The 18966-nt window shown below is 62.4% G+C and carries 15 protein-coding genes; 8 read left to right on the forward strand and 7 right to left on the reverse strand.

Annotation, left to right across the window (positions count from 1 at the left end):
- Window positions 1-489: 489 nt before the first annotated feature.
- Window positions 490-1224, reverse strand: coding sequence for a phosphoadenylyl-sulfate reductase (locus tag DWF74_RS25300; RefSeq protein WP_115581929.1), 735 nt, complete (start codon window positions 1222-1224; stop codon window positions 490-492).
- 175 nt (window positions 1225-1399) lie between these two features.
- Between DWF74_RS25300 and thrH the strand changes: the two genes are divergently transcribed.
- Window positions 1400-2017, forward strand: coding sequence for a bifunctional phosphoserine phosphatase/homoserine phosphotransferase ThrH (gene thrH / locus DWF74_RS25305; RefSeq protein WP_102863862.1), 618 nt, complete (start codon window positions 1400-1402; stop codon window positions 2015-2017).
- Window positions 2018-2131: 114 nt separating this feature from the next.
- Here thrH and pabB read toward each other — a convergent pair whose 3' ends face one another.
- The 4 genes from pabB to DWF74_RS25325 all read right to left on the reverse strand — a co-directional run bounded on the left by pabB (window position 2132) and on the right by DWF74_RS25325 (window position 6699).
- Window positions 2132-3475 (reverse strand): aminodeoxychorismate synthase component I, encoded by a 1344-nt coding sequence (gene pabB, locus DWF74_RS25310; protein WP_102864105.1) that lies wholly within the window; start codon window positions 3473-3475, stop codon window positions 2132-2134.
- A 163-nt stretch (window positions 3476-3638) separates the two neighbouring features.
- Entirely contained in the window at window positions 3639-4625 is a 987-nt protein-coding gene (locus DWF74_RS25315) for an alpha-L-glutamate ligase-like protein (RefSeq protein WP_102863861.1), read from the reverse strand.
- Window positions 4625-6157: an inactive transglutaminase family protein gene (locus DWF74_RS25320; protein WP_102863860.1), complete on the reverse strand. Its 1533-nt coding sequence runs from the start codon at window positions 6155-6157 to the stop codon at window positions 4625-4627. The genes DWF74_RS25315 and DWF74_RS25320 overlap by 1 nt, the downstream gene beginning before the upstream one ends.
- Before the next feature lie 5 nt (window positions 6158-6162).
- The gene (locus tag DWF74_RS25325) at window positions 6163-6699 is read right to left on the reverse strand and encodes an ATP-dependent zinc protease family protein (protein WP_102863859.1); all 537 of its coding nucleotides are present in this window, start codon (window positions 6697-6699) and stop codon (window positions 6163-6165) included.
- A 267-nt stretch (window positions 6700-6966) separates the two neighbouring features.
- On the opposite strand from DWF74_RS25325, the gene DWF74_RS25330 reads away from it, so the two are divergent.
- The 6 genes from DWF74_RS25330 to prpD all read left to right on the forward strand — a co-directional run bounded on the left by DWF74_RS25330 (window position 6967) and on the right by prpD (window position 15473).
- Window positions 6967-7689 carry a GntR family transcriptional regulator gene (locus DWF74_RS25330; RefSeq protein WP_102863858.1) on the forward strand — a complete coding sequence of 241 codons (723 nt, stop codon included), beginning with the start codon at window positions 6967-6969 and terminating at the stop codon, window positions 7687-7689.
- Window positions 7686-8579, forward strand: coding sequence for a methylisocitrate lyase (prpB, locus tag DWF74_RS25335; protein ID WP_102863857.1), 894 nt, complete (start codon window positions 7686-7688; stop codon window positions 8577-8579). Before DWF74_RS25330 ends, prpB begins: the two co-directional genes overlap by 4 nt.
- 69 nt (window positions 8580-8648) lie before the next feature.
- On the forward strand, window positions 8649-9776 hold the full coding sequence (gene prpC, locus DWF74_RS25340; RefSeq protein ID WP_115581930.1) for a bifunctional 2-methylcitrate synthase/citrate synthase: 1128 nt from the start codon (window positions 8649-8651) through the stop codon (window positions 9774-9776).
- 202 nt (window positions 9777-9978) lie between these two features.
- On the forward strand, window positions 9979-12573 hold the full coding sequence (acnD, locus tag DWF74_RS25345) for a Fe/S-dependent 2-methylisocitrate dehydratase AcnD (RefSeq protein ID WP_102863855.1): 2595 nt from the start codon (window positions 9979-9981) through the stop codon (window positions 12571-12573).
- Between the two features lie 61 nt (window positions 12574-12634).
- Window positions 12635-13825: a 2-methylaconitate cis-trans isomerase PrpF gene (prpF, locus tag DWF74_RS25350; protein ID WP_115581931.1), complete on the forward strand. Its 1191-nt coding sequence runs from the start codon at window positions 12635-12637 to the stop codon at window positions 13823-13825.
- A 163-nt stretch (window positions 13826-13988) separates the two neighbouring features.
- A complete protein-coding gene (prpD, locus tag DWF74_RS25355) occupies window positions 13989-15473 on the forward strand; it encodes a 2-methylcitrate dehydratase (protein WP_115581932.1) in 1485 nt (494 codons plus the stop codon).
- A 124-nt stretch (window positions 15474-15597) separates the two neighbouring features.
- Here the strand turns inward: prpD and DWF74_RS25360 are convergent, their stop codons facing one another.
- Window positions 15598-16551 carry a DMT family transporter gene (locus DWF74_RS25360; protein ID WP_115581933.1) on the reverse strand — a complete coding sequence of 318 codons (954 nt, stop codon included), beginning with the start codon at window positions 16549-16551 and terminating at the stop codon, window positions 15598-15600.
- 93 nt (window positions 16552-16644) lie between these two features.
- On the opposite strand from DWF74_RS25360, the gene DWF74_RS25365 reads away from it, so the two are divergent.
- Window positions 16645-18069 carry a PLP-dependent aminotransferase family protein gene (locus DWF74_RS25365; RefSeq protein ID WP_115582487.1) on the forward strand — a complete coding sequence of 475 codons (1425 nt, stop codon included), beginning with the start codon at window positions 16645-16647 and terminating at the stop codon, window positions 18067-18069.
- Between the two features lie 73 nt (window positions 18070-18142).
- On the opposite strand, the gene ppsR is transcribed toward DWF74_RS25365, so the two are convergent.
- The gene (gene ppsR, locus DWF74_RS25370) at window positions 18143-18961 is read right to left on the reverse strand and encodes a posphoenolpyruvate synthetase regulatory kinase/phosphorylase PpsR (protein ID WP_102863851.1); all 819 of its coding nucleotides are present in this window, start codon (window positions 18959-18961) and stop codon (window positions 18143-18145) included.
- Window positions 18962-18966 lie beyond the last annotated feature (5 nt).

Here is an 18966-nt window from a genome sequence, read left to right on the forward strand (position 1 = left end):
TTGAGCGCAAGGCTCGACAATCTTCGTCGCAGGGGCGGAATCACTGGGTTCTGGGCATCTGCAGCTTGAGTCGTGGATCAGGCGTGCGGACGGTTAGTGTATGTATGTTTTGCTATTTTTGTATACAAAACATAGGTCGACTAAAGCCACTTCTGTGCCAGTTTTGAAACTATGAAATCGGCTGCTGATTTCGTTTTGTTATGGTCTGCTCCTAACTGTATGAAACACATGGATTAAAAATTGACCGTTTGAACAGGTATTTATTTTTCGGCGGATGCGATTGGCTGTCGTATGAATGTTGACGGCAGAAAGGACTGTCACTTTTTGGGGCGGAGGGTGCTGAAAGTGCACACATAAATGGAACCCTTGGTGACATTTATGTGTACAGGTTTTGCGGATGCGTCGGTTGGCGTTCCGTTTGCCGGCGAACGCGTCCTCAGGGTGAGGGGCTTTCGCCGGCAAGCCGGTTCCGGGGGAGAAGGGGGAGGGTCAGGCTTTGCTGATGAGGTTGCCGGCGTGCAGGCCGCATTCCTTCTGGGTGGCTTCTTCCCACCACCAGCGGCCTTCGCGCTCGTGCTGGTTGGGCAGTACCGGGCGGGTGCAGGGCTCGCAGCCGATGCTGATGAAGCCGCGCTCATGCAGGCTGTTGTACGGCAGTTCGAGCATGCGGATGTAGCCCCAGATCTCTTCGCTGCTCATCTGCGCCAGCGGGTTGAACTTGTACAGCGGGCGTTCGGGGGTGGAGAAGGCGCTGTCGATCTCCAGCACCGTCACCTGGCTGCGGGTGCCCGGGCTCTGGTCGCGGCGCTGGCCGGTGGCCCAGGCGCTGACGGTGGACAGTTTGCGTCGCAGTGGCTCGATCTTGCGGATGCCGCAGCATTCGCCGTGGCCGTCCTTGTAGAAGCTGAACAGGCCCTTTTCCTTGACGAAGGGTTCGAGCTTGCTGTGGTCCGGCGAGATCAGTTCGATGTCGATCTTGTAGTGTTCGCGCACCTGATCGATGAAGCGGTAGGTTTCCGGGTGCAGGCGCCCGGTGTCCAGGCTGAACACCTTGACGTTCTTGTTCAGCTTCCAGGCCATGTCCACCAGCACCACATCCTCGGCGCCGCTGAAGGAGATCCACAGGTCGTCACCGAACTGGGCAAAGGCCAGCTTGAGAATGTCCTGGGCGGATTTGTTGGCATAGGTCGCGGCGAGTTCAGCGACGTCGAACGATGGGGTCATCAGGGCGGTTTCCTACAGGTCGGTGGCGCTGTGCGCTCTATAGGGGGGCGATCTTAACAAAATCCACCCGGCCCTGGCGCGCTCCTCTGCGTTGCGCCTGCGCAGGCGAATCGCTAGAGTTCGGCAGTCCTTTTGCTCGCTCAACTTCAATAATCAGAACCAATGGGAGTGTCTTGTGGAAATTGCCTGTCTCGATCTGGAAGGTGTCTTGGTCCCGGAAATCTGGATCGCCTTTGCCGAAAAAACCGGGATTGAATCCCTCAAGGCAACCACCCGGGATATTCCCGACTACGACGTATTGATGAAGCAGCGCCTGCGGATTCTCGACGAGCACGGCCTGAAGCTGTCCGACATCCAGGAAGTGATCGCCACCCTCAAGCCCCTGGACGGCGCGGTGGAGTTCGTCAACTGGCTGCGCGAGCGTTTCCAGGTGGTGATCCTCTCCGACACCTTCTATGAGTTTTCCCAGCCCTTGATGCGCCAGCTGGGTTTCCCGACCTTGCTGTGTCACCGCCTGATCACCGATGACGCTGGTCGGGTGACCGGTTATCAGCTGCGCCAGAAGGACCCCAAGCGTCAATCGGTGCTGGCCTTCAAGAGCCTGTACTACCGGGTGATCGCGGCGGGGGATTCCTACAACGACACGACCATGCTCGGCGAGGCCGATGCCGGCATCCTGTTCCATGCCCCGGACAACGTGATCCGCGAGTTCCCGCAGTTCCCCGCGGTACACAGTTTTGCCGAGCTGAAGCAGGAGTTCATCAAGGCTTCCAACCGCACCTTGAGCCTGTAAACCGCACCTGTAGCCGCTGCCGCAGGCTGCGACAAGCCCCGCAGGGGCTTCAAGGCCTCAAGAGCGGCGCCTGCTTCGCAGTCGATCGCAGCCTGCGGCAGCGGCTACAGGGGTTCAGAGCCCCTGCAGCGTTTCCAGCAGCACCCGCACCTTGGTGATGGATTCCTGGTACTCCGCCTGCCAGTCCGAATCCGCGACGATTCCGCCACCGCCCCAGCAACAGATCTGCCCGTCCTTGGCCAATAGGCTGCGGATGGCGATCGAGCTGTCCATTTCCCCGCGCACGTCCAGGTACAGCAGCGAGCCGCAGTACAGCGCCCGTCGCGTGGGCTCCAGTTCGTCGATGATCTGCATCGAGCGGATCTTCGGCGCGCCGGTGATCGAGCCACCGGGGAAGCTGCCGGCGATCAGGTCCAGGGCGTCCTTGTCGTGCGCCAGCTCGCCGGTCACGCTGCTCACCAGATGGTGCACGTTGGGGTAGCTTTCCAGGCTGAACAGCTCCGGCACGCGCACCGAGCCGGTGCGGCAAGTGCGCCCCAGGTCGTTGCGCAGCAGGTCGACGATCATCAGGTTTTCCGCGCGGTCCTTGGGGCTGGCCAGCAGCTCGGCGGCGTTGGCGGCGTCTTCTGCAGCGTCCCGACCCCGGGGACGAGTGCCCTTGATCGGCCGGGTTTCCACCCGGCCCTGGCTGACGTGGACGAAGCGCTCCGGCGACAGGCTGAGCACCGCGCCACCGTCCGGCAGGCGCTGAAAACCGGAGAAGGGCGTCGGACAGGCCGCGCGCAACGCGCAGTAGGCGACCCAGGGATCGCCCTGGTACTGGCCGCGAAAGCGCTGGGCGAAGTTCACCTGATAGCAGTCGCCGGCCTGGATGTAGTGCTGGATGCGCTGGAAGGCCTGGCGGTAATCCTCGGCGCTCAGATCAGGCTGCATGGCGCTGGTCAGCTTGAATGCCGACTGCGACGCGGGCAGTGGCTGGTTGAACAGCTGGATCAGGCGCTGGCGTTCGGCGGCGTCCAGGCTGGGGTGGAACAGCAGTTGGCTGGTACCCGTCTGGTGGTCATTGATCAGCGCCCAGCCATACAGGCCAAAGCGCGCGTCCGGCAGGTGCAGGTCATCCCGGGCCTGGCTCGGCAGGCGCTCCAGATGCCGACCGAAGTCGTAGCTGAGGTAGCCGATCAGGCCGCCGGCGAAGGGCAGTTCATAGGGCGCCGGGACCTCGGCCGGGCCCAGCTGCTGCAGGTTGTGCCGCAGACGCTGGAGGAAGTCGCCGCCACGTTCGTCGTCGGCCACCGTCAGCTCGGCCAGTGGCCAGGCACTGAGCAGGTCATAGCGACCGCGCTCGGCACTGGGCCGGCCGCTGTCCAGCAGCACGGCACCGGGGGCGTGTTCGATTGCCGCGAAATACTCGGCGGGGTTGGCGCGATAAGGAAGCGGGTGTACGGAACAGGTCAACATGCGGGGCAAATCAGCCATCGGAGCGCGGTTGGCGATTGTATGCCTGTGCAGGAATTGCTCCTAGAGGGTATGTCGGCGATTGCCTGATTCAGGGCGCATTCACCGACCTGTAGCCGCTGCCGCAGGCTGCGAAAATTGCCTTCGCACCCCGCGGCAGCCGTTATCAGCCTTCCACCGGCGGAATGTGGCCGAACAGCTCCTGGGCGAAGCGTACTCGCTCTTCGACGGTTTCCTTGATGCCCCGGGCCTTGAGTTGCTCAAGGTGGGCTTCAATCGCGTGGGTACGCTGGGTCAGGCCGCAGTCGTTGGCGATCTGGATATTCAGCCCTGGCCGGGCGTTGAGCTCGAGAATCAGCGGGCCCTTGTCCTGGTCCAGCACCATGTCCACGCCGATGTAACCCAGGCCACAGAGCTCGTAGCAGCCGGCTGCCAGCTTCATGAAACCGTCCCAGTAGGGCAGTTGCACGCCGTCCACGGCGTTGGTGGTGTCCGGGTGCTTGGTGATGATGTTGTTCAGCCAGGTGCCGCGCAGAGTCAGGCCGGTGGCCAGATCGACACCGACGCCAATGGCGCCCTGGTGCAGGTTGGCCTTGCCCCCGGACTGGCGGGTTGGCAGGCGCAGCATGGCCATCACCGGGTAGCCCATGAGCACGATGATGCGGATGTCCGGCACGCCTTCGTAGCTGATGCTCTTGAAGATCTGGTCGGGGGTCACCCGGTATTCGATCAGTGCCCGGTCGCGGTGGCCGCCCAGGGAATACAGGCCGGTGAGGATGCTGGAGATCTGATGCTCAATCTCCTCATGGCTGATGATCTTCCCGGACACCGTGCGATAGCGGCCTTCGAAGCGGTCGGCGATCACCAGGATGCCGTCACCACCGGCGCCTTGCGCCGGCTTGATCACGAAGTCGTTGCGCCCACCGATGATCTCGTCGAGCTTGTCGATTTCCTTCTCGGTGGAGATCACCCCGTACAGTTCCGGCACATGGATGCCGGCCTTGATCGCCCGCTCCTTGGTGATGATCTTGTCATCGACGATGGGGTACAGGCTGCGCTTGTTGTACTTGAGCACGTAGTCGGCATTACGCCGGTTGATGCCCATGATTCCCCGCGCTTCCAGGGCTTTCCAGGTCTTCCACAGGCCGAACATCAGGAGTCAGCCTTGACGAAGGCTTTGAAACGCACGAGCTCCGTCAGGCGGTAGCCGCGGTAGCGACCCATCGCCAGCATGAAGCCCACCAGGATCAGCAGCATTGCCGGGAAGGTGAAGACGAAGTACGTCAGCTCCGGCACGCTCATGATCAGGTGCGCCAGGGAGGCGGCGAACAGGGTGCCAATGGCGACTTTCATCGCGTGGCCGCCGCCACGTTCTTCCCAGGTGATGGACAGGCGTTCGATGGTCATGGTCAGGATCACCATCGGGAACAGCGCCACCGACAGCCCGCGCTCCAGGCCCAGCTTGTGGCTGAACAGGCTGATGGCGGCGATCAGCACCACGACGAAGGTCAGCACCACCGACAGCCGCGGCAGCATCTGCAACTTCAAGTGTTCCAGGTACGAGCGCAAGGACAGGCCCAGGGCGGTAATCACCGTGAACAGTACGATACCGAAGCCCAACTGGGTCTCGCGGAATGCCAGGGCGATCAGCACCGGGGTGAAGGTGCCCAGGGTCTGCAGGCCGATCAGGTTGCGCAACACCAGGATCACCAGCACGCCGATGGGGATCATCACCATGATCATGAAGGTCTGCTGGGTCTGCAGCGGCAGGCCGTACAGCGAGTATTCGAGGAAGTTGGCGTCGGTGTTCTCGTCGGTCAGCTTGGCCAGGCGAATGGCGTTCATTTCGCTGTTGTTGAGGCTGAAGGTGACGTTGGCCTTCTTGCCGCCATCGACGGTGATCAGGTTGTCATCGCCGGTCCACCACAGCAGGCGGTCGCTGGGCATGCCCTGTTCGCCGGTTTCCGGGTTGAAGTACAGCCAGTCGGTGCCGTTGAAGCTGCGCAGCCAGAGTTCCGGGGTCTGCGGCTGATCGGCCACCAGGCGGATGGTGTGGACCTTCTCCATCGGCACGTGGGCGATGGACAGCAGCAGCTCGACGATCCTGGCCTTGTTGGCGCTGGAGGGGTCGCCGGCCAGCAGCAACTTGGCGTTGTCGTCATTGGCGTTGTTGACGCGCTTGATGGCTTCGCTGATGAAGGTCTCGACGTCCGCCGAGTGCTGGCGGATTGGCGCCAGCAGGGCTTCGGCGGCGATCTTTTCCGCGCCTTCCACGGCCATGCTGTCGCGGAAGGTCGGGCCCTTGACCTTGGACTTCTCGGCGCTGTAGCGCTTGGTCAGCACCAGGCGGTAGTACAGGGTCTGGTTGCCCTTGGCCCGGCGTGCCGACCAGGTGACCTTGCGGTTGCCGTCGACGCGGTTGACCGCCACCCCGTAGTTGTTGGAAATGAAGCTCTCGTTGAGGCTCACGTAGTCGCGGCTCAGGGGCGGCACGAACATCTGGATCTTGATCGGGTCCTTGCCGTTGGCGACGAACTCGACCTTGGCGTCGATGTTCCACAGATCGTCGGTGGCGTCTTCGGTCACCGGAATGCCGAGCACGAAGATCTGATAGGCCGTGATCGAAATGCCCAGCACCACCAGGATGGCGATCAGGACTTTCAGATGAAGGGTAAGAGAGCGCATTGGAATTACTCTGCGGTATGAGCGTCGGTGGCGCAGGCGGGTTTGCCAGCAGCGTATTTAAGACTGGGGTCGACCAGCGCATCGAAGCGTTTCAGCGCTTCGGAGCCAATCAGCAGCGGGTATTGGAAAGTGCTGCGGTCGGTCAGGTTCACTTCGATGCTGCGCAAGGCACTGCCCATGCAGACATCCAGAGCGATCACCGGGCGCGCGGTGTAGTTCTTGTCCTCATCGGGATCATAGTCGCCGGCGCGGCGCTTGATCTTGCTGACCCGGGCCAGGGGCCGTTCGATGGGGTGGGAATGGGCGGTGTCGATGGCCAGGTAGAAACGCACCCAGGACTCGCCATTGCGCTTGAAGCGCTTGATGTCGCGGGCACTTAAGGACGCAGTCTTGGCGCCGGTGTCGAGCTTGGCAGCAACTTCCAGGTCGATACCTGATAGATGCGCGTACTCGTTCAAACCGTAGACCGTCTTGCCGGCGGCGGCACTGAGACCGGGCAGGGCAGGCAGACAGAGGAGTAGGGGAAGGGCCTTGAGTCTCATAGATCCTGATGGGCTTGGGTTCTTCAGTTCAAGGCGACCGGCATTGCTGCGCAAGCTCCCTCGTATGCGTGTCATAAAAAGATGACAGGCCAATGCGGGCAGCATTCTAGCATGCTGGTTTTATGGCGCCAGCGTCGGGGGCGGGCCTTTTGTCTCGTTTGGGTGCAAAGGGTTATTAGACGATTGTCGACAATCTCAATTTTTCCTTTGACTGTTTTGGGGGTATTGGCTAGTTTTTGCCTCATTGATTTTAAAGGTGTCGACAATATGTTGGATCAACTGGAACATCCGCTGCCGACACAGGACGATTCTGAGACCCTGTCCGAAAACGTCTTCCGGCGCATCCAGGCCGCCATCGTCAAGGGCGAGATCGCCCCGGGCAGCAAGATCTCCGAGCCTGAGCTGGCCCGAACCTACGGCATCAGTCGCGGCCCGCTGCGCGAAGCCATCCACCGCCTGGAAGGCCAGCGCCTGTTGGTGCGTGTGCCTCATGTCGGGGCCCGGGTGGTATCCCTGAGCCACGCCGAGCTGATCGAACTCTACGAAATCCGCGAATCCCTGGAGGGCATGGCCTGTCGCCTGGCGGCGGAGCGCATGACCAGCGAGGAAATCGACGAATTGCGCCGGGTGCTCGATACCCATGAGCGCGATGCGGCGTTCCAGGCCGGGGTCGGCTACTACCAGCAGGAAGGGGATTTCGACTTCCACTACCGGATCATCCAGGGCGCGGGCAACCGCACCCTCACGCAAATGCTCTGTGGCGAGCTGTATCAGTTGGTGCGCATGTATCGCATCCAGTTCTCCGCGACCCCCAACCGCCCGCACCAGGCCTTTGCCGAACACCACCGGATTCTCGACGCCATTGCCGATCGCGACGGCGAACTGGCCGAGCTACTGATGCGCCGCCACATCGGCGCCTCGAAACGCAACATCGCGCGTCACTACCAGGACAGCGCCCATCAGACAGCCACTCCACGAGGTGAGTCATGAGTTCCAACAAGAGCACTCCAGGCCAGCGTTTCCGCGATGCGGTCGCCAGCGAACAGCCATTGCAAGTGGTGGGCACGATCAACGCCAACCACGCCCTGCTGGCCAAGCGCGCCGGCTTCAAGGCGATCTACCTGTCTGGCGGCGGGGTCGCCGCCGGTTCCCTCGGCGTGCCTGACCTGGGCATCACCGGCCTCGACGACGTCCTCACCGACGTGCGCCGCATCACCGACGTCTGCGACCTGCCGCTGCTGGTGGACGTGGACACCGGCTTCGGCTCCTCGGCCTTCAACGTGGCCCGCACTGTCAAGTCGATGATCAAGTTCGGCGCGGCGGCGATCCACATCGAGGACCAGGTCGGCGCCAAGCGCTGCGGTCACCGTCCTAATAAAGAGATCGTGTCCCAGCAGGAAATGGTCGACCGCATCAAGGCTGCGGTGGATGCTCGCACCGACGACAGTTTCGTGATCATGGCGCGTACCGATGCTTTGGCGGTGGAAGGCCTGGAGTCGGCCCTTGAGCGCGCCGCGGCGTGCATCGAGGCCGGTGCCGACATGGTGTTCCCGGAAGCCATCACCGAGCTTGAGATGTACAAGATCTTCGCCGATCGGGTGAAGGCGCCGATCCTGGCCAACATCACCGAATTCGGCGCGACCCCGCTGTACACCACCGAACAACTGAAATCCGTGGATGTTTCCCTGGTGCTGTACCCGCTGTCGGCGTTCCGCGCCATGAACAAGGCGGCGGAAAACGTCTACACCGCGATCCGTCGCGACGGCACCCAGCAGAACGTGATCGACACCATGCAGACCCGCATGGAGCTCTACGAGCGCATCGACTACCACAGCTTCGAGCAGAAGCTCGACGCGCTGTTCGCGCAGAAGAAAGGTTGATTCGCGAACCACGAACAAACCGTTGATGAAGTTGCCAAGTCCCTAACAAATTCAAGATTGGAGAGAGCAATGGCCGAAGCAAAAGTATTGAGTGGCGCAGGTCTGCGCGGCCAGGTGGCCGGGCAAACCGCGCTGTCCACCGTGGGCCAGGCCGGTGCCGGGTTGACCTATCGCGGCTATGACGTGCGCGAACTGGCGGCCGATGCGCAGTTCGAGGAAGTGGCCTACCTGCTGTTGTACGGCGATCTGCCGACCCAGGAACAGTTGGCCGCCTACAGCGCCAAGCTGAGCAAGCTGCGGGACCTGCCTCAGGCGCTCAAGGAAGTGCTGGAGCGGATTCCGGCCCAGGCCCATCCGATGGACGTGATGCGCACCGGTTGCTCGTTCCTCGGCAACATCGAGCCGGAGAAGGACTTCTCCCAACAGCATGACGTCACCGACCGCCTGCTGGCGGCCTTCCCGGCGATCATGTGCTACTGGTACCGCTTCAGCCACGAAGGCGTACGCATCAGCTGTGTCAGCGACGAGCAGACCATCGGTGGCCACTTCCTGCACTTGTTGCACGGCAAGAAGCCCAGCGACTTGCACGTCAAGGTGATGAACGTCTCGCTGATCCTTTACGCCGAGCACGAATTCAACGCTTCCACCTTCACCGCCCGGGTCTGCGCCTCGACCCTGTCGGACTTGTACTCGTGCATTACTGCAGCCATCGGTTCGCTGCGCGGCCCGCTGCACGGTGGTGCCAACGAGGCAGCCATGGAACTGATCGAGCGCTTCCAGAGCCCCGAGGAGGCGACTGCCGAGTTGCTGCGGATGCTGGAGCGCAAGGACAAGATCATGGGCTTTGGTCACGCGATCTACAAAGACAACGACCCGCGCAACGAGGTGATCAAGGGCTGGTCGAAGAAGCTCGCCGACGAAGTGGGCGACAAGGTGCTGTTCCCGGTATCCGAAGCCATCGACAAGACCATGTGGGAGCAGAAGAAACTCTTCCCCAACGCCGACTTCTACCACGCCTCGGCGTACCACTTCATGGGCATTCCCACCAAGTTGTTCACGCCGATCTTCGTGTGTTCGCGCCTGACCGGCTGGGCTGCTCATGTGTTCGAACAGCGTGGCAACAACCGCATCATCCGTCCAAGCGCCGAGTACATCGGCGTTGAACAGCGCAAGTTCGTGCCAATCGAACGCCGCTGACCGGGAGGGCGCCGGCACTGTGGCTTGAATGAACCACAAACCTGTAGGAGCGACCTTGCTCGCGATAGCGATGGATCAGCCGACAGCAATGTCGGATCTGATTCAGTCATCGCGAGCAAGCTCGCTCCGACAAGGGATAGATGTCCATTCAACACGGTGCCAGGCGCTCCCTTTGAAACTACCGTGATCGAGTCCCCTGACCATGAACACTGAATTTCGCAAGACGCTGCCCGGCAGCCAGCTGGACTACTTCGACGCCCGTGCGGCGGTCGATGCGCTTCAGCCAGGCGCTTACGACAGCCTGCCCTATACCTCCCGCGTGCTGGCGGAGAACCTGGTGCGTCGCTGTGATCCGGCGACCCTCAAGGCGTCCCTGGGCCAGTTGATCGAACGTCGTGACGACCTGGACTTTCCCTGGTTCCCAGCCCGCGTGGTGTGCCATGACATCCTTGGCCAGACTGCGTTGGTGGACCTGGCCGGCCTGCGCGACGCCATCGCCGACCAGGGCGGTGATCCAGCGCTGGTCAACCCGGTGGTGCCGACCCAGTTGATCGTCGACCACTCCCTGGCCGTGGAATGCGGCGGTTTCGACCCGGACGCCTTCGACAAGAACCGCGCCATCGAAGACCGGCGCAACGAAGACCGTTTCCACTTCATCAACTGGACCAAGAAAGCCTTCAAGAACGTCGACGTGATCCCGCCGGGCAACGGCATCATGCACCAGATCAACCTGGAGAAAATGTCCCCGGTGATCCAGGTGCGCGATGGCGTGGCCTTCCCGGATACCTGCGTCGGCACCGACAGCCACACCCCCCACGTGGACGCCCTGGGTGTGATCGCCATCGGCGTCGGCGGCCTGGAAGCCGAGAACGTCATGCTCGGTCGCGCTTCGTGGATGCGCTTGCCGGAAATCATCGGTGTCGAGCTCACCGGCAAGCTGCAACCGGGGATCACCGCCACCGACATGGTGCTGGCGCTGACCGAGTTCCTGCGCAAGCAGAAAGTGGTCGGGGCCTGGCTGGAGTTCTTCGGCGCAGGCGCCGCGGCCCTGACCCTGGGCGACCGCGCCACCATCTCCAACATGGCCCCGGAATACGGTGCCACTGCAGCGATGTTCTACATCGACCAGCAGACCATCGACTACCTCAAGCTCACCGGTCGTGAAGACGAACAAGTGCGCCTGGTGGAGAGCTACGCCAAGCACACCGGCCTGTGGGCCGACAGCCTGAAGAGCGCGCGTTACGAGCGCGGCCTGCAGTTCGACCTGTCGTCGGTGGTGCGCAACATGGCCGGGCCGAGCAACCCCCACGCCCGGGTCGCCACCCGCGACCTGGCGGCCAAGGGCATTGCCGGGCAGTGGTCCGAAGTGCCGGGGCAGATGCCCGACGGCGCGGTGATCATCGCCGCCATCACCAGCTGCACCAACACCAGCAACCCGCGCAACGTGATCGCCGCCGGCCTGCTGGCGCGCAACGCCAACAAGCTGGGGTTGACCCGCAAGCCGTGGGTCAAGTCGTCCCTGGCTCCAGGTTCGAAAACCGTGGCCATGTACCTGGAAGAAGCCGGCCTGGGCCATGAACTGGAACAGCTGGGCTTTGGCGTGGTGGCTTTTGCCTGCACCACTTGCAACGGCATGTCCGGCGCCCTGGACCCGGTGATCCAGAAAGAGATCATCGATCGCGACCTGTACGCCACCGCCGTGCTGTCGGGCAACCGCAACTTCGACGGGCGTATCCACCCCTATGCCAAGCAGGCGTTCCTGGCTTCGCCGCCGCTGGTGGTGGCCTACGCGATTGCCGGCACCATCCGCTTCGATATCGAGAAGGACGTGCTGGGCCTGGACGCCAACGGCCGGGAAATCCGCCTCAAGGACATCTGGCCGAGCGACGAAGAAATCGACGCCGTGGTCAAGGCCGCGGTGAAGCCGGAGCAGTTCCGCAAGGTCTACATTCCGATGTTCGCCATCCACGAAGACACCGGTCCGAAAGTCGAGCCGCTGTACGACTGGCGCCCGCAGAGCACCTACATTCGCCGTCCGCCGTATTGGGAAGGGGCCCTGGCCGGCGAGCGCAGCCTCAAGGGCATGCGCCCGCTGGCAGTGCTGCCGGACAACATCACCACCGACCACCTGTCGCCGTCCAACGCCATCATGCTCGACAGCGCGGCGGGTGAGTACCTGGCGAAAATGGGCCTGCCGGAAGAGGACTTCAACTCCTACGCGACCCACCGTGGTGACCACCTGACCGCTCAGCGCGCGACCTTTGCCAACCCGAAACTGTTCAACGAAATGGTCGAGGAAAACGGCAAGGTCAAGCAGGGTTCCCTGGCGCGCATCGAGCCGGAAGGCAAAGTGACGCGGATGTGGGAAGCCATCGAAACCTACATGCAGCGCAAGCAGCCGCTGATCATCATTGCCGGCGCTGACTATGGCCAGGGCTCGTCCCGCGACTGGGCGGCCAAGGGCGTGCGCCTGGCGGGTGTGGAGGCGATCGTCGCCGAAGGCTTCGAGCGCATCCACCGCACCAACCTGGTGGGCATGGGGGTGCTGCCCCTGGAGTTCCTGGCGGGCACCGACCGCAAGACCCTGGGCATCGACGGCACCGAAACCTACGACGTGATCGGCGAACGCACGCCACGGGCGCAGTTGACCCTGGTGATCAACCGCCGCAACGGCGAGCGGTTGGAGGTGCCGGTCACCTGCCGCCTCGACACCGCCGAAGAGGTGTCGATCTACGAGGCGGGTGGGGTGCTGCAACGCTTCGCCCAGGACTTCCTGGAATCGGCCGTAGCCAGCTAAGCAACGTACCGGGGGCGGGTCGCAAGGCACCGCCCCCGGTCATTATCGGGACCTGAAATTCATGGCATTTGTAGCGCAGATCAAGATTCCCGCCACCTACATGCGTGGCGGCACCAGCAAGGGTGTGTTCTTCAACCTGCAGGACCTGCCCGAGGCCGCGCAGTTGCCGGGCGCGGCCCGCGATGCCCTGCTGCTGCGGGTGATCGGCAGCCCCGATCCCTATGACAAGCAGATCGACGGCATGGGCGGTGCCACCTCCAGCACCAGCAAGACGGTGATCCTGTCCAAGAGCATCAAGGCCGATCACGACGTCGACTACCTGTTCGGCCAGGTGGCCATCGACAAGGCCTTCGTCGACTGGAGCGGCAACTGCGGCAACCTCTCGGCGGCGGTGGGCTCCTTCGCCATCAGCAGCGGCCTGGTGGACCCGGCGCGCATTCCGCAGAACGGCGTGGCGGTGGTGCGCATCTGGCAGGCCAATATCGGCAAGAGCATCATCGCCCACGTGCCGATCACCAACGGCGAGGTTCAGGAAACCGGTGATTTCGAGCTCGACGGCGTGACCTTCCCGGCGGCCGAAGTGCAGTTGGAATTCCTCGATCCGGCGGCCGAGGAAGAGGGCGCCGGTGGTTCGATGTTCCCCACCGGCAACCTGGTGGACGACTTGGAAGTCCCCGGTGTCGGCACCTTCAAGGCGACTTTGATCAATGCCGGGATTCCGACGATCTTCGTCAACGCGGCGGACATCGGTTATCGCGGCACCGAGCTGCAGGGCGACATCAATGGCGACCCCAAGGCCCTGGCGATGTTCGAGACCATCCGCGCCCACGGCGCCCTGCGCATGGGCCTGATTCAGCACCTGGACCAAGCCGCCCAGCGCCAGCACACGCCGAAAGTGGCCTTTGTGGCGCCGCCGGCGGATTACCAGGCTTCCAGCGGCAAGGCGATCAAGGCCGGTGACGTCGAGCTGCTGGTGCGGGCCATGTCCATGGGCAAGCTGCATCACGCGATGATGGGCACCGCCGCGGTGGCCATCGGCACCGCGGCGGCGATTCCCGGGACCCTGGTCAATCTGGCGGCCGGTGGCGGTGCGCGCAGCGCGGTGCGTTTTGGTCACCCTTCGGGCACCTTGCGCGTCGGCGCCGAAGCCACTCAAAGCGGCGGTGACTGGACGGTGGTCAAGGCCATCATGAGCCGCAGCGCCCGAGTACTGATGGAAGGCTGGGTGCGAGTGCCTGGCGACAGTTTCTAAGCAGAGCCACGCTGGCGTGGCGGTGGGCTTGCTCCCTCGCCACCACCGCCAGTCGTGACGTTGTTATTGAATCGCTGAGCAGGCGCAGACCTGCGATGCCGTTATTGACCTGTACCTGAGGAATCACCGCTACCCACAACCTTGCAACAGGAGTGAAGCACTCATGAGCGCCAACGTTGACCTGAACAACCGTCCCGATTACGACCCGGTTTTGCAGGACATTGCCGACTATGTCCTGAACTACGTCATCGACTCCCGGGAAGCCCTCGATACCGCCCGCAATTGCCTGATGGATACCTTGGGCTGCGGCTTGCTGGCCCTGCGTTTCCCTGAATGCACCAAGCACCTGGGACCGATCGTCGAAGGCACGGTGGTGCCCTTCGGTGCCCGGGTTCCCGGCACCAGCTATCGCCTGGACCCGGTGAAGGCGGCCTGGGACATCGGCTGCATCGTGCGTTGGCTGGATTACAACGACACCTGGCTGGCGGCCGAATGGGGGCATCCCTCGGACAACCTAGGCGGCATTCTCGCGGTGGCCGACCATCTCTCGCAAAAGCGTGTGGCCAATGGTGAAGCGCCGTTGACCATGGGCGATGTGTTGCGAGCGATGGTCATGGCCCATGAGATCCAGGGGGTGATGGCCCTGGAAAACTCCTTCAACCGGGTCGGTCTCGATCATGTGCTGTTGGTAAAGGTCGCCTCCACAGCGGTCTGCGCCAAGCTGATGGGTGCCAACCGCGAGCAGTTGCTGGCGGCGCTGTCCCATGCCTTTGTCGACGGCCAGGCGCTGCGGACCTATCGTCATGCCCCCAATGCCGGTTCGCGCAAATCCTGGGCGGCGGGCGATGCTTCAAGCCGTGGGGTGCGTCTGGCGGACATCGCCCTGCGTGGCGAGATGGGGATTCCCGGTGTCCTGACGGCGCCGCAATGGGGCTTCTATGACGTGCTGTTCAGTCATACCAACAAGGACCTGGCGTTGAAGCCCGAGGCGCAGCGCTGTTTCAGCCTGCCGCAGAAGTACGCCAGTTACGTGATGGAAAACGTACTGTTCAAGATCAGCTTCCCAGCGGAGTTCCACGCGCAGACTGCCTGTGAAGCGGCGGTGACTCTGCATCCCCTGGTGCGCAATCGCTTGCCCGAGATCGACCGGATCGTCATCACCACCCATGAATCGGCGATCCGCATCATTTCCAAGGTCGGCCCCTTGGCCAATGCCGCCGATCGTGATCATTGCCTGCAATACATGACCGCCGTGCCCCTGGCGTTCGGCACCTTGGTGGCCGAGCACTACGAAGATGATTTCCACGCTGCGCATCCGATCATTGATCAGTTGCGGGGCAAGATGGAGATCGTCGAAGACCCGCGTTACACCCGGGAATACCTGGAGGCCGACAAGCGCTCCATCGCCAATGCCGTGCAGGTGTTCTTCAAGGACGGCTCCAGTACCGAGCAGGTGGCGGTGGAATATCCCATCGGTCACCGTCGTCGCCGCGCCGAAGGCATTCCATTGCTGGAGGACAAGTTCAAGGCCAATCTGGCCACGCGCTTCACCGCCCAGCGTTCGACGCAGATTTTCCAACTGTGCAAGGACCCGGCACGCCTGGAGGCAACACCGGTGCATAGGTTCGTCGATCTGCTGGTGATCTGAGGCAACCTTCTCCCTTTGTAGGGACGAGCTTGCTCGCGATGAATGTCAGTGATGACACCGGTTCGCCGGGCGGACCCGGCGTTCCGATGGGGTTGGTGAGCAAACTCGCCGCTACTGAGTTCCTTTAGTCTTGGGCAGGTGTTCTGGACAGCCATTTATCCAATGGCAATTTGGTGATGGCAAAGCCGCCGAGCAGGGTGGCGGAGTACAGCAGCAAGTCCCGGGACAGGCTCTGTCCTTCGTACCAGGCGCCGATGATCACCGCGAACACCGGGAAAATGATGAACACGAAGGACAGGATCACCGGGTTCAGTCGCTTGAGCAGGAAGAAGTAGACAATGAACCCGCCCACCGAAGCGGCCAGCCCCAGATACAGCAAGGCGCCCCAGGAACGCGGGCTGATGGCGGCAAAGTCCGGTTGCTCAATCCCCAGCCCCGTCAGGCACAGCAGTAAACCGGCGATGCCGATTGGCAAGGTGTTGTAGGTGATGACACTGATGGCGCTGCCGTGTTTCTTGGTGACCACGTAGCACAGTGCATGCAGCAGCGCCGCGCCGAGAATCGCCAGTACCCCCGACAGTTCGTTGTGATCGCTGAGCAGGCCCTGGCCGTGGATGATCTGGAACAGGCTGGCGAAGCCGACAGCGATGCCCAGCAGTTGTGCCAGATGAATCTTCTCGCGCAACAGCAAGGCGGAAAAAATCAGGATGAACACCGGCATGCAGCTGAACAGCAGCGCGGTCAGGCCCGAGGAGACGTGGACCTCGCCGTAGTTGAGCAAGGTGTAGGGCAGGCTGAAGTAGCACAGGGTGACGAACAGCAAGAAACCGCGGCTGCCTTTGGGAAACATCAGTGGTTCGCGGCGCAGCCAGGCAAAGCAGGCGAACAGCGGGAAGGCGATCAGAAAGCGCAGCCCGGCGGCGGTCAGCGGCGGCACGCTCTCCACGGCAATCTTGATGCCCAGCCAGGTGGTGCCCCAGCTCAGGCAGACAATCAGGAACAGGGTGCAGGTCACCAGCGTGGCGAGCCACTGGCGCGATGACACAGGCGTGTTAGGTGCTGCCGTGAGGGTGTTCACACTGACATTCCTTTCGTGATTGGCAATTGACCCCTATATTTGGCGAGTCATTTCCGGTGATTGAACCTGTAAAGCACGTTATTGGGGTAAATGATGGCTGTCAAAGTAAGTATTGACATGGTGTCAATGTTGCGTTCCGCGTTGCAGGAAGGCTCGGGGCCCAAGTACAAGCGGCTGGCAGAGGCCCTGGACCAGGGCATCGAGCAAGGCCTGCTGGCGCCCGGTAGCAAACTCTCTCCCCACCGGCTGCTGGCCGATCAACTGGGCGTGACCATCGGCACCATCAGCCGTGCCTATGCCGAACTGGAGCGCCTGGGGCAGGTGGTGGCGCGGGTCGGTGATGGTACGTACGTGCGTCAGGACGGTCTGCAGCGTCAGCGCGACACCGGCTTTCGTCATGTGGGTGCGGAGTCGCCCGAGCTGTTCGACATGAGCCGCAACACCCATATCCCCGGGCCGGAGAGCCGTTTCATCGCCCAGAGTCTGCGGGCTTTGGCTGACGATCCTCAGGGGTTGCTGGAGGTGGCTCGCTACAGTCCGGAAGCCGGGCTGGCGCGCTATCGCGAGGCCGGCGCCCGCTGGCTGAGCCAAGAGGGATTGCAGGTTGATCCCCAGCAGGTCATTTGCGTCAACGGGGCTCAGCACGGCTTGCATGTCGCCTTGCTGGCGCTGCTCAAGGCCGGGGATACCCTGGCTACCGAACACCTGACCTATCCGGGTCTGATCAGCACTGCACGGATGCTGGGGATCAAGCTGCTGGGGCTGTCCATGGATGAGCAGGGGCTGTTGCCCGAGGCGCTGGAGGAGGCGTGCCGGCATCACCGGCTGGCGGCCCTGTATTGCACGCCGACCTTGCAGAATCCCAGCACGGCGGTGCAGTCCCCGACGCGGCGGGAGGCCATTGCCGAGGTCTGTCGGCGACACAATCTGTTGATTCTTGAAGACGAAACCCATGCCGTGCTGATGGATCGGCGCCCGGCGCCGTTGGCGCATTTTGCCCCGGAGCGCACGGTCTTGATCAGCAGCCTGAGCAAGGCTGTGGCGGCTGGGTTGCGGGTCGGTTTCCTGTGCGGGCCGCCGCCACTGGTGGGACGATTGGCCGCAGCGCTGCGGGCAACCTGCTGGATGGCCACGCCGTTGGTCCTGGAGCTGGCTGCCGGGTGGATCGACGACGGTATTGCCGAACGCCTGCGTCAGCAGCAAATGGCCGAGATCACTCGCCGCAAGGGGCTGGTGGCGGGTTTGCTGCAAGGGTTGGAGTGGCGCAGTCCGCAGGCATGCCCGCATTTCTGGATTCAGGTTCCCGAGCCCTGGCGGGCCTCGGAGATCGAAGCGCATCTGAAGCAGCAGCACTATCTGGTGGCCACGGCCGAGGCCTTTGCCGTAGGCCAGGCAGGGGTGCCGCAGTTCATTCGTGCCAGTGTCTGCAATACCACGGCCGATGATCGGAAACTGACTGAGGGCTTTGCTGCGCTGGCTGCGGCGTTAAGCCAGGAGCCTGGATTGCCGGGGTGGTGAGACGCTGAAGGCGGTGTGGATGTGGCAAGGGTGCGTCCTTGCCACATCGGATCGGCTGAAGTGGCGTCGATGCTTACTTGAAGCGCCGTTCCACGCCTTTTTCCACGAGGATCTTGGCCGAGATCTCCTCCACCGAGAAATGCGTGGAGTTGATGTGGGGAATGTTTTCGCGGCGGAACAGATTTTCCACTTCACGCACTTCGAACTCGCACTGGGCGTAGCTGGAATAGCGACTGTTGGGCTTACGCTCGTTGCGGATCGCGGTGAGCCGGTCCGGGTCGATGGTCAGGCCGAACAGCTTGTGCTTGTGGGCGCGCAAGGCGTTGGGCAGTTGCAGGCGCTCCATGTCTTCTTCGGTCAGCGGGTAGTTGGCCGCACGGATGCCGAATTGCATGGCCATGTACAGGCAGGTCGGGGTCTTGCCGCAGCGCGACACGCCCACCAGGATCAGGTCGGCCTTGTCGTAATAGTGAGTGCGGGCACCGTCGTCGTTGTCCAGGGCGAAGTTCACCGCCTCGATCCGTTCCATGTAGTTGGAGTTGTGGCCAATGGAATGGGACTTGCCGACGGAGTAGGAGGAGTGCTCGCTGAGTTCCTGTTCCAGGGGAGCGAGGAAGGTCGAGAAGATGTCGATCATGAAACCATTGGAGGTGGCGAGGATCTCACGAATGTCCTGATTGACGATGGTGTCGAAGATAATCGGCCGATAGCCGTCTTTTTCGGCGGCTATATTGATTTGTTGTACCATGGCCCGCGCTTTTTCCATGCTGTCGATATACGGCCGCGTGAATTTGCTGAAGGTAACGTTTTCGAACTGCGCCAACAGGCTCTGGCCGAGGGTTTCCGCTGTGATGCCGGTACCGTCGGAGATAAAGAAAGCAGATCGTTTCATTTGCG

The sequence above is a fragment of the Pseudomonas protegens genome (assembly GCF_003363755.1).
In the GTDB taxonomy this organism is placed as follows: Bacteria; Pseudomonadota; Gammaproteobacteria; order Pseudomonadales; family Pseudomonadaceae; genus Aquipseudomonas; species Aquipseudomonas danubii.